At 51.5% G+C, this 11,805-nt stretch carries 10 protein-coding genes; 4 read left to right on the top strand and 6 right to left on the bottom strand.

Translation table 11 applies throughout. The annotated features are described in order from the left end of the window. Positions 1–181: 181 nt before the first annotated feature. From ACSZO4_RS22020 to msrB, 4 genes are all read right to left on the bottom strand, one after another. Complete coding sequence (locus ACSZO4_RS22020) at positions 182–1,561, bottom strand: MFS transporter (protein ID WP_437891190.1); 1,380 nt, start codon at positions 1,559–1,561, stop codon at positions 182–184. Between the two features lie 35 nt (positions 1,562–1,596). Beyond that, positions 1,597–2,673 carry a zinc-binding dehydrogenase gene (locus ACSZO4_RS22015; RefSeq protein ID WP_437891189.1) on the bottom strand — a complete coding sequence of 359 codons (1,077 nt, stop codon included), beginning with the start codon at positions 2,671–2,673 and terminating at the stop codon, positions 1,597–1,599. Between the two features lie 313 nt (positions 2,674–2,986). Continuing rightward, entirely contained in the window at positions 2,987–3,265 is a 279-nt protein-coding gene (locus ACSZO4_RS22010) for a YeaC family protein (RefSeq protein WP_437891188.1), read from the bottom strand. A gap of 40 nt (positions 3,266–3,305) precedes the next feature. Continuing rightward, positions 3,306–3,719: a peptide-methionine (R)-S-oxide reductase MsrB gene (msrB, locus tag ACSZO4_RS22005; RefSeq protein WP_437891187.1), complete on the bottom strand. Its 414-nt coding sequence runs from the start codon at positions 3,717–3,719 to the stop codon at positions 3,306–3,308. 342 nt (positions 3,720–4,061) lie between these two features. Here msrB and gapA point away from each other — a divergent pair, with 342 nt between their 5' ends. Then, positions 4,062–5,057 carry a glyceraldehyde-3-phosphate dehydrogenase gene (gapA, locus tag ACSZO4_RS22000; protein WP_437891186.1) on the top strand — a complete coding sequence of 332 codons (996 nt, stop codon included), beginning with the start codon at positions 4,062–4,064 and terminating at the stop codon, positions 5,055–5,057. Between the two features lie 81 nt (positions 5,058–5,138). Then, entirely contained in the window at positions 5,139–6,020 is an 882-nt protein-coding gene (locus ACSZO4_RS21995; RefSeq protein ID WP_437891185.1) for a D-hexose-6-phosphate mutarotase, read from the top strand. A 42-nt stretch (positions 6,021–6,062) separates the two neighbouring features. On the opposite strand, the gene ACSZO4_RS21990 is transcribed toward ACSZO4_RS21995, so the two are convergent. Continuing rightward, the gene (locus tag ACSZO4_RS21990; protein ID WP_437891184.1) at positions 6,063–6,920 is read right to left on the bottom strand and encodes an aldo/keto reductase; all 858 of its coding nucleotides are present in this window, start codon (positions 6,918–6,920) and stop codon (positions 6,063–6,065) included. Between the two features lie 91 nt (positions 6,921–7,011). Then, entirely contained in the window at positions 7,012–7,758 is a 747-nt protein-coding gene (locus tag ACSZO4_RS21985) for a MipA/OmpV family protein (RefSeq protein ID WP_437891183.1), read from the bottom strand. A gap of 432 nt (positions 7,759–8,190) precedes the next feature. Here ACSZO4_RS21985 and yeaG point away from each other — a divergent pair, with 432 nt between their 5' ends. Next, the gene (gene yeaG / locus ACSZO4_RS21980) at positions 8,191–10,125 is read left to right on the top strand and encodes a protein kinase YeaG (RefSeq protein WP_437891182.1); all 1,935 of its coding nucleotides are present in this window, start codon (positions 8,191–8,193) and stop codon (positions 10,123–10,125) included. A gap of 149 nt (positions 10,126–10,274) precedes the next feature. Next, positions 10,275–11,558, top strand: a complete 1,284-nt coding sequence (locus tag ACSZO4_RS21975) for a YeaH/YhbH family protein (protein WP_437891181.1) — start codon at positions 10,275–10,277, stop codon at positions 11,556–11,558. Positions 11,559–11,805 lie beyond the last annotated feature (247 nt).

The raw sequence follows: 11,805 nt of genomic DNA, 5'->3' as shown, positions 1-11,805 counted from the left end.
CGGGCATCGTGAAAAATCTATGGCAAAGAAAGCCTTATGTTCTCATAACTGACGATTAAATCGCACCTTCCTTAATACTTCATCATCTTGCGGTACTGGCATATCGGCAGGAAGAATTTTCATGATGCCAGGGATCTTTAATATTGCTTTAGAGTTTTTCATTTTCGTTCCTTGTAGGGTTTTATTTATTGGTTACAGCGTCCATCCCAATACTTTCAACGGAGGCACCTTTGGTTTCGATACCGATAATCGCAATAGCGGCGGCAACAATAACGGCAACGGTGCTGAGAAGAATAAAGACGCCGGTCACCCCATAATTATTTAATAAAACGGCAACGGCATAAGGTGCAGCAATACCACTTATTCGGCCAACGGCATTTGCCAGGCCTGACCCTCTTAATTTGGCTTCGGTTGGCCAAATTTCCGGGACGTACACCGCCGAGGCGTAGCAAACATACATATAAACAAAGGTAATCAGAAAAAAGCCGCACAGGGTAATCATCATCATGGTGGTTTGCAGCGAATAGACGTATCCCAGCGCGGCAATGAGCAGCAGCAGTCCGACGCCCATCGTTTTGCGCGGAATTTTATCCATCACCATCATGGCAATGAAAATGCCGAACGGCGCGCCAAACATACTCATGGTGTTTAAAACAATTGAATCTTTAAGGTTGATTCCCTGGCTCATAAAAATGGTCGGCAGCCAGTTAATCAAGGTGTACTGCACAACGTTCAAGGCAATAAGCACAAAGGATCCGAGGATAACCCGCTTTAATAGCACCCCTTTGAGCAGTGAAGAGTAAGGCACCGTTTTGGGAAGTGCTTTCACTTCGGTCGGCGATACCGGGCTCAGCGTCTGCCCGGTCTGCGCACTGACCTTACGTTCAATCTCCTGCATGACCGCTTCGGCTTGCTGGTAACGCCCTCTGGACTCCAGCCAGCGTGGGGATTCCGGGAAGCAGCGCCATGCCCAACCGGTGGCAATCAGCGACAGCACGCCGGGAATGATAAGCTGCACCCGCCAGTTCCATTCAGCGCTGACAAGCGTCGTCAGTCCCATCGCGATTAATGAGCAGAGCGGATACGACCAGTTGCCAATAAAAGAGACGCGACTCGACCAGGTTCCCCGGCTTCGGCCCGGCATATATTCGGTGAACCCGGCAAACAGCGTCACCAGCAGCGCCCCCAGACCGAACCCCATCACCAGGCGACAGGCAATCAGGAACGTCATGTCCGGCGAGAACGCCCCAACGACCATTGAGGCGATATGGATGGCCTCATAGAGCAAAAATGCTTTCTTGCGACCTATTTTGTCGCCGATGATGCCGCCCACTAATGCACCGGCAAACATCCCGGCGGTCGTAATGGCCGAAAAGGTGGCGGTCGTCGAGTTGTCCGTCCAGCCCAGTTCTTTTAGCTGCGCGAGGATTAGCCCTCCCACCGCATTGCTCCAGCACACCAGTAAACCGAAAGCCACCATACCAAACATGGTGTAATGCCAGTGGCTGTCGGGAAGTCTGTCTAACCTCGCCCCGCAGTTGGGTCTTTGTAATGGTTCCATCTTTCAATTCCTTTAAAAGGTGACGCCGCGGAGGATTAGTGGTCGTAGTCATAGGTCAGGATGACTTTGATGGCCGTTTTATCGAGCATCGCGTCGAACCCTTTTTCCCACTCGGAAAGGCCAAGTCGGTGGGTGATCATCGGTTTCACCTGGATATCGCCGGAAGCCAGCAGACGGATAGCGTTGCGCCAGGATACGGAGTCATACGCCATATGGCCGATGATGCTTTTGTTCCAGGCGGTGATGTCGTTAATTGAGAAATCAAGAGGCTTGAAGCCCATCCCCACGCGAACCACTTCCCCATTCGGGCGGAGCATTTCAATCGACTGCTTCAGGGCGATGTTGGCGCCGGAGCACTCAATGACCAGACCGAGATTGTCCTTGCCGCAAATCTCCTGGCAGCGGGCGACAACGTTTTCTTTTGAACCGTTCACCACCGCCGTTGCCCCCAACTCGCGGGCCACCGGAAAGCGAACGTCAACGTCTTCGTCCAGTCCGACCACCACAATATTGACGGCTCCCATGATGCGAGCCATCTGTACCGAGAAGAGGCCCAGTGGCCCGGTACCAATCACCACCACATCCTGTCCAGGCAGGAATTTCGACTGTTGCGCAATGGATTTGTAGGCATTGCAGATGGGATCCAGCACCGCAGCCTCTTCGTACTCCACCCCTTCCGGGATTTCCCATAAAGCGCGGCGATGAATTTTGAGGATTTCACCTGGCACCAGGCAGTACTTCGAGAAGCCGCCGCCCCAGGTATTGTTATCAAGCCCCAGGTTCACTTTTTCTGTACAACACAGAAAATCACCTTGTTCACAGGCAGGACACACACCGCAAACATGGCCGCTGTTGTCAGACACGACGCGCTGACCGACCTTCCAGTCTTTTACGTTGCTGCCAGTTTTGCAGATACGCCCGGCAAACTCGTGTCCACGCACAGAGTTAAAGACGTCAGATCCGCTGTCGACCTTGTAATGCTTCATGTCCGCGCCGCAGATAGCCGCGGCTTTGATTTCAATCACCACGTCATCCGGGCCACACTCGGGCTCAGGGACATCAATCATTTTGTAACCACCAAACGCCTTACCAAAACGAGCCAGTGCTTTCATTGTGAAATCCTCAGTGTTTTCTTGCGATTTGATGAGGCTATTATCGGCACCTGACATTTTTGAAGTCAACGCAAAATCTTTAAATAAAAGATTTTAATCTTCATTTCACAACCAAGATCACAGATAATCAGCAGGGGTATTTACGCAGCAAAGAGAAATCAATGAGTTAGATAAAAAGAAGCACAATGAGGGAAAGACAGATTTTCAGAAAGGCAATAGCGGGAGCGGAAATCAGGAGGCTATCGAAAGACGATGGAAAGAGAGTAAGACGACGGTACGCCTGGGTGCCGCCGTCTGCCGGGCAGAAGAGAAATTACTGGATTTTGAGGGTGGCAATCGGCTTGCTGCCGATCCCGAACTCTTCTTTCAGCTGCTGTTTGGTCTTCATCACCATCTGGCCCTGGGTGTCGATGGTCATATGCTGAGCCTGGGTGTTATGTTTTGCCTGCCAGAGCATAACCAGCTGTAAGCTGTTCTCTTTTTGCTCAGGCGTCAGCGCCACGCCGTCTGGCCATTTTCCTAATTCAACCGCCGTAACCAGACGCTGGTAGATTTCTGGCGTCATGCTGTTAATGACTTGATCAAGATCCATGGTAAATTAGCTCCGGTGGAATAATTGCTGAATCGATTCTCTAACCTTTGATCTGCCCACCGTTTTCGTCGTCGGAGAAACTGAGCGCGGCGGAGTTCACACAGTAACGCTCACCGGTGGGTCGTGGACCATCCGGAAAAACATGGCCCAGATGCGCATCGCATTTGCCACAGCGGATTTCCACGCGCTGCATACCGTGCGAGTAATCGTTGATATAGCGAATCGCTTCTTCACTGACAGGCTCAAAGAAGCTGGGCCAGCCGCAGCCCGAGTCGAATTTAGTTTGTGACTGAAACAGCGCAGCATCGCAGATCAGGCAGTGATAAACACCCTCACGCTTGTTGTGCAATAAGCGACCTGTGAAGGGCGGTTCCGTGCCGTGATCCTGCGTCACGTAGAACTGCATTTCTGTAAGATTTTTTTTCAGGTCGTCCTGGGAGGAATTCGTCGTCATATGCTCACATCTCACAATTAGAACTCGTACAACACTCCGGCAATTCTAACAAAACATTAACAATGAAGTACGAACTTTTGTTCTAAACTTAAGCGCGCCGAAAATCCGCAGGGGTAATTGTGACACCGTTCACATTTTTATCCTGTATGACCTTTAAAATTCGGGGCGGCGTCCCCACTTGGGGAGAATGCTCATGGGAAGAGTGAGACGAATCAGTCGAACAAAGGTTATGCGGAGTATTGATTTGTCGCAATGATTGACACGATTCCGCTTGACGCTGCGTAAGGTTTTTGTAATTTTACAGCCAACCTTTTATTCACTAACAAATAGCTGGTGGAATATATGACTATCAAAGTAGGTATCAACGGTTTTGGCCGTATCGGTCGCATTGTTTTCCGTGCTGCTCAGGAACGTTCTGACATCGAAATCGTTGGTATCAACGATCTGTTAGACGCAGAGTACATGGCTTACATGCTGAAATATGACTCCACTCACGGTCGTTTCAAAGGCACCGTTGAAGTGAAAGACGGCAACCTGGTTGTTAACGGCAAAACCATCCGTGTTACTGCTGAGAAAGATCCGGCTAACCTGAAATGGAACGAAATTGGCGTTGACGTTGTTGCTGAAGCTACCGGTATCTTCCTGACCGACGAAACTGCTCGTAAGCACATCACTGCTGGCGCGAAAAAAGTTGTTCTGACTGGTCCTTCCAAAGACAGCACCCCGATGTTTGTTCGTGGCGCTAACTTTGAAAAATATGCTGGCCAGGACATCGTTTCCAACGCATCCTGCACCACCAACTGCTTGGCACCGCTGGCAAAAGTTATCAACGACAACTTCGGTATCGTTGAAGGCCTGATGACCACCGTTCACGCAACTACCGCTACTCAGAAAACCGTTGATGGCCCGTCTCACAAAGACTGGCGCGGCGGTCGTGGCGCAGCACAGAACATCATCCCGTCCTCTACCGGTGCTGCTAAAGCTGTAGGCGTTGTTCTGCCAGAGCTGAACGGTAAACTGACCGGCATGGCGTTCCGTGTTCCTACTCCTAACGTCTCTGTTGTTGACCTGACCGTTCGTCTGGAAAAAGCAGCGTCTTACGAAGAAATCAAGAAAGCAATCAAAGCGGCTTCTGAAGGCGCAATGAAAGGCGTTCTGGGTTACACCGAAGATGACGTTGTATCTACCGATTTCAACGGCGAAGTTTGCACTTCCGTGTTCGATGCTAAAGCAGGTATCGCACTGAACGACAACTTCGTGAAACTGGTATCCTGGTACGACAACGAAACCGGTTATTCCAACAAAGTTCTGGACCTGATCGCTCACATCTCCAAATAAGTTGAGGTGAGAAACTGATCTATCAAGGCGACCTCGGTCGCCTTTTTTGTTTTTAGTGTCACGCTAACGAAGGATTGCACCATGATAAACACAATTTTTGCTCTCCCGGTCGTCGAACAAATTACCTCTACTCTCTCCCGTCGTGTGAATGACGAACTGGACGTTATCGTCGTCGATCACCCGAAAGTCAAAGCCTCCGTAGCCCTGCAGGGCGCACATCTGCTCTCCTGGAAACCAGTGGGTGAAGAAGAGGTACTGTGGCTGAGTGCGAACACCCCATTCAAACATGGCGTTGCCCTGCGTGGCGGCGTGCCAATCTGCTGGCCGTGGTTTGGCCCGGCCGCCCAGCCAGGTCTGCCGGCTCATGGTTTTGCGCGTAATCTGCCGTGGACCTTAAAAGCGCATAACGAAGACGACAATGGCGTAGTGCTGACCTTTGAACTGCAGAGCAGCGATGAGTCCCGTAAATTCTGGGCGCATGACTTTACGCTGTTAGCGCGCTTCAAACTGGCGAAGACCTGCGAAATCGAGCTGGAAGCTCACGGCGAGTTCGAGACGTTGTCCGCTCTGCATACCTATTTCAATGTCGGTGATATCAGCGCAGTAAAAGTCAGCGGCCTTGGCGATCGCTTTATCGATAAAGTGAACGATGCCAAAGAAGATGTGCTCACCGATGGCGTGCAGACCTTCCCGGACAGAACCGATCGCGTCTACCTGAACCCGGAAGCATGCAGCGTGATTAAAGATGGTGCACTGAACCGTAGCATCGAAGTGATTCATCATCATCACTTTAACGTGGTTGGCTGGAACCCAGGCCCGGCACTTTCTGCCAGCATGGCGGATATGCCCGATGACGGTTACAAAACCTTTGTTTGTGTGGAATCGGCATGCGCTACTAAGACGCAGAAAACGACGGAAGAAAAACCGTCTCGCCTCGCGCAGACGATCAAGGTAAGCCGTTAAGCAGTAAGCCCCTCTCTTTGCCAGAGAGGGGGTATTCTCGCGTTACACTACATCCAGCGGCGTTTTGCGCCCCGGTGCCGGAAACGCGCTATCCAGCAGAGCCAGCTCTTCGACGCTAAGCGTAATCTCCAGCGCCGCCGCATTCTCTTGCGCGTGGGCAACCGTTGCCGCCTTCGGGATCGCCATCACGCCGCTATGGCTGATAACCCAGGCCAGCAGGATTTGCGCCGCCGTCGCATTGTGCGCATCCGCAATATCCAGCACCTCGCGATGCTGCATCAGCCCATCGCGTAAACGCCCGGCCTGCGCCAGCGGGCAGTAGGCCATCACCGGCATCTTTTGTTGCTGACACCAGGGCAGCAAATCATATTCGATACCGCGCGAGCCGAGATGATAAAGCACCTGGTCGGTGACACAGGCCTTGCCACCCTGCAACTGCCACAGCTCCTGCATATCGCTATAGTCGAGATTCGAGACTCCCCAACGGCGGATTTTACCCTGGCTTATCAGCGTCTCCATCACCTCAACGGTTTCGGCCAGCGAGTAATTTCCCCGCCAGTGCAGCAGGTATAAATCCAGATAGTCGGTATGCAGACGGCGCAGACTGGCTTCACAGGCGGCAATGGCTTTTTTACCTCCTGCATTCCATGGGTAAACTTTGGAAACCAGGTACACTTTATCGCGCAGTCCGCCCCTCAGGGCTTCGCCGACTACCTCTTCGGCCCCGCCGTCGGCATACATCTCGGCGGTATCGATCAAGCCAAGACCCGCATCAATGCCCGCACGCAGTGCATCGACCTCTTTCTGGCGTTGGCTATTTTTTTCGCCCATGTACCAGGTGCCCTGACCGATAGCAGGCAGCCTGACGTCACCTGCAAAAAGTACACTTTTTTCTGCCATATCATCCTCCTGAACGTGATGCACCAGGCTAAAGCAAAACAGGGCCATTAGCCCTGTTTAAATGCACAGATTGCACCATTAAAATGCACAATCAGAAACGGTAAGTCACACCTGTGGATAACAGGCCAGCCCATGAGCTGTCGACCATCGGACTGTCTTTGATTTCATCAGACAGGTGGGTGTAGCGACCGGTACCGTAAACACTCCAGCTATCGCTCAGTTGATAGCTGGCGGTCAGCTCCAGGTATGGGCTCCAGCCGTTATCCGGGTCATAACTGTTCAGACCGCTGCGGCGGGCTTCACTGCGCGACACGCCGTAGTAGTACTCGTTCTGGTTATCACTGCTCCATTCGACGCCAATCCCCGGCGTCACCGTCAGGGCGCCGTTGGTATAGCGGTACAACCACGCCAGATCCCAGACCACCCCGTTGCTGTTATCCAGTACATCACCCGACAGCGCAGTGCGCAGGAAACCGTATTCGGTATTATGAATGTAGGAAAGCCCTGCCATCGCCGTAGATTTACGCTTATTTAGCTGGCGTAGCTGGTTGTTGTCGCTGTCGCCCGGTTTAAAATGCCACGGCGAATATGCGGCAAAAACGGACAGCTTGTCAGCCTCGTCATTCCACAGATAGTAGCCGCCCGCTAAGCCGCGAAACCAAAAGTTATCGCTCTCATAGGTGATAACCGGTACCGGATAGACATCACGATCGTACTGTTTATAAGGGGATTCCACGATGCCCACGCCCGCACCGAGCGAGAAATTGCTTTCAGCGTTCGCAGTAAAAGTGGAAGTAGCGATTAGCACACCCAGTGCCAGGAGTTTGAATTTAGTCACAGTCCTTTATTTCCTGTTGTTAATAATCGGCAAATGAAGTTTACCTGCCCGTCTCTTGCAACCCTAATTTATTTACGTATTCAGTACAAAACTAAACTCTATAGCCTGCTGTCTTTATATGACAGAGGGCTTGCAGATTTGTGATGCGCCGGTGATTTGGTAATGGAAGGCTTATCACAAAAGAGAGCATTTATGGATGAGTTATTGATATGTCATTGAAATTAGTTTTTGACAGCATGCAAGTTTTGCAAATGCCATCTACGCTTATTTTAAGAAGACGATTCAACGAACCCGCTTTTTGTTATGCGCACTGAACCTGGCATAAGGGTTGCTGTGTGACTATCAGCGTCGTTCAGTTAACGCTTCCGGGAGCCTCTACTACTCATATGAACGGCTCTTAACCTGTGCTAAAAAACGAAAGGACGGCATGCCATGAATATATTCGATCACTATCGCCAGCGCTATGAAGCTGCCAAGGACGAAGAGTTCACACTGCAGGAGTTTCTTGCAATTTGTCGGCAAGATCGCAGTGCCTATGCTAACGCGGCAGAAAGGCTACTGATGGCCATTGGTGAGCCAGTGATGGTGGACACTGCCCAGGAGCCACGGCTTTCCCGTCTCTTTTCGAACCGGGTCATTGGACGCTACCCGGCGTTTGAAGAGTTTTATGGTATGGAAGAAGCCATCGAGCAAATTGTTTCTTATCTCAAACATGCCGCCCAGGGGCTGGAAGAGAAGAAACAGATCCTCTATCTGCTCGGCCCGGTTGGTGGCGGTAAATCCTCGCTCGCTGAACGCCTGAAATCGTTAATGCAGCGGGTACCGATTTATGTCCTGAGCGCGAACGGTGAGCGCAGCCCGGTTAACGATCACCCTCTGTGCCTGTTTAATCCGCAGGAAGATGCACAGATTCTGGAAAAAGAGTACGGCGTGCCTCGCCGTTACCTCGGCACCATCATGTCACCATGGGCGGCAAAACGGCTGCATGACTTTGGTGGCGACATCACCAAATTCCGCGTGGTGAAAGTCTGGCCGTCCGTGCTTGAGCAAATCGCGATTGCCAAAACCGAACCTGGCGATGAAAACAACCAGGATATCTCCGCCCTGGTGGGTAAAGTCGATATCCGTAAACTGGAAAATCACGCGCAAAACGATCCTGATGCTTACGGCTACTCAGGCGCTCTGTGCCGGGCTAACCAGGGTGTGATGGAATTCGTGGAGATGTTCAAAGCGCCCATCAAGGTGCTGCACCCACTGCTGACGGCAACCCAGGAGGGGAACTACAACGGGACTGAAGGGATTTCGGCCCTGCCCTTCAACGGTATTATTCTGGCGCACTCGAACGAATCTGAGTGGGTGACCTTCCGTAACAATAAAAACAATGAGGCGTTCCTTGACCGTGTTTACATCGTCAAAGTGCCTTATTGCTTACGCATCTCAGAAGAGATGAAGATCTACGAAAAACTGCTTAATCACAGTGAGCTGACCCATGCGCCTTGCGCGCCTGGCACGCTGGAAACGCTCGCGCGCTTCTCGATTCTGTCACGCCTGAAAGAGCCGGAAAACTCCAGCATTTACTCCAAAATGCGGGTCTACGATGGCGAGAGCCTGAAAGATACGGATCCGAAAGCCAAGTCTTATCAGGAGTACCGTGATTACGCCGGCGTGGATGAAGGCATGAACGGTCTGTCGACGCGTTTCGCCTTTAAGATCCTCTCACGCGTTTTCAACTTCGACCATGTGGAAGTGGCGGCAAACCCGGTGCACCTTTTCTATGTTCTCGAACAGCAGATTGAACGCGAGCAGTTCCCTCAGGAGCTGGCGGAACGTTATCTCGAGTTCCTCAAAGGCTACCTGATCCCGAAATACGCCGAGTTTATTGGCAAAGAGATCCAGACCGCCTATCTCGAGTCCTACTCTGAATATGGGCAGAACATTTTCGACCGTTATGTCACCTATGCAGATTTCTGGATCCAGGATCAGGAGTACCGCGATCCGGATACCGGTCAGCTGTTTGATCGCGAGTCGTTGAATGCCGAGCTGGAAAAAATCGAGAAACCAGCCGGGATCAGCAACCCGAAAGATTTCCGTAATGAAATCGTCAATTTCGTGCTGCGCGCCCGGGCGAACAACAGCGGCCGCAATCCGAACTGGACCAGCTACGAAAAACTGCGCACGGTTATCGAGAAGAAAATGTTCTCCAATACCGAAGAGTTGTTGCCGGTCATTTCGTTTAACGCCAAAACCTCAACCGATGAGCAGAAAAAACATGATGATTTTGTCGATCGTATGATGGAGAAAGGCTATACCCGCAAGCAGGTTCGTCTGCTTTGCGAATGGTATCTGCGCGTACGTAAATCGTCCTGATAAAAAATATTTGCCGAAGTCATTCGAGTGGCAGGAAGGCGGCAACGCAGCGAATCTCCGGGAGCTTACCCAGGTAAGTGACCGGAGTGAGCGAGGAGAGCCAACGAACCTGCCGCTTGAATGGGAAAGGCAAAGTATCGGAGGGGCCTATGACCTGGTTCATTGACCGACGACTTAACGGCAAAAATAAGAGCACGGTTAACCGCCAGCGATTTTTACGCCGTTATAAGGCACAAATAAAGCAGTCGATTTCCGAAGCGATTAACAAACGCTCGGTGACTGATGTGGAGAACGGCGAATCCGTCTCCATTCCGATTGATGACATTAGCGAACCTATGTTCCATCAGGGGCGTGGAGGCCTGCGTCACCGGGTTCATCCCGGCAACGACCATTTTGTGCAGAACGATCGCGTTGAGCGTCCGCAGGGTGGCGGTGGCGGCGGTGGAAGTGGTCAGGGCGAAGCCAGTGCTGATGGTGAAGGTCAGGATGAATTCGTCTTCCAGATTTCTAAAGATGAGTACCTCGATCTGTTGTTTGAAGATCTGGCGCTGCCAAATCTGAAAAAAAATCAGCACCGACAGCTTAATGAGTTTAAAACCCACCGTGCCGGTTATACCGCCAACGGCGTTCCGGCTAATATCAGCGTCGTGCGTTCACTGCAAAATTCACTGGCCCGGCGTACGGCGATGACCGCCGGGAAAAAACGTCAGCTCCGTAGCCTGGAGGAGGACCTGGACACGGTTGCCAACAGTGAACCCGCCCAGTTGCTCGAAGAGGAGCGGCTGCGCAAAGAAATTGCAGAGCTGCGCGCTAAAATTGAGCGGGTGCCGTTTATCGACACCTTCGACTTACGCTACAAAAACTATGAAAAACGTCCTGAGCCTTCCAGCCAGGCGGTGATGTTCTGTCTGATGGATGTCTCAGGTTCCATGGACCAGGCGACCAAAGACATGGCCAAGCGTTTTTATATTCTGCTCTATCTGTTCCTGAGCCGAACCTACAAAAACGTTGAGGTGGTCTATATTCGCCACCATACCCAGGCCAAAGAAGTTGATGAACATGAGTTCTTCTATTCGCAGGAAACAGGCGGCACCATTGTCTCCAGCGCACTGAAGTTGATGGATGAAGTGGTCAAAGAGCGCTATGACCCTCAGCAGTGGAATATTTACGCCGCCCAGGCCTCGGATGGTGATAACTGGGCAGACGATTCGCCGCTGTGCCATGAAATTCTGGCGAAAAAAATCCTGCCGGTCGTGCGTTACTACAGCTATATCGAAATTACCCGTCGTGCTCACCAGACGTTGTGGCGGGAGTATGAACATCTGCAAGCGATGTTCGATAACTTCGCGATCCAGCATATTCGCGATCAGGAAGACATCTATCCGGTGTTTCGTGAGCTGTTCCACAAGCAGACTGCCACCTCCGGCAGTTAATCTCTTCGCAGCCAGCCCCCCTTGCTGGCTGCTTTTTCACTTATCCGTAAGTAAAGGCGCAAATTGCGGTACAAAAATGCAGCTATTTGTCCTGTTGATCTCTCCGCATTATGGCAATATCACTGGCAGACAAATTTGATTTCCCATTTACGCTTTTGGCGTTTGGTATTTTTAGGGAAGGTGCGATTTAATCGTCAGTTATGAGAACATAAGGCTTTCTTTGCCATAGATTTTTCACGATGCCCGC

The organism is Phytobacter sp. V91, from assembly GCF_965644225.1.
Taxonomy (GTDB): domain Bacteria; phylum Pseudomonadota; class Gammaproteobacteria; order Enterobacterales; family Enterobacteriaceae; genus CBFFRJ01.
Note: the sequence above shows the minus strand (reverse complement) of the source record. Positions and strands in the feature narration are given on the sequence as shown.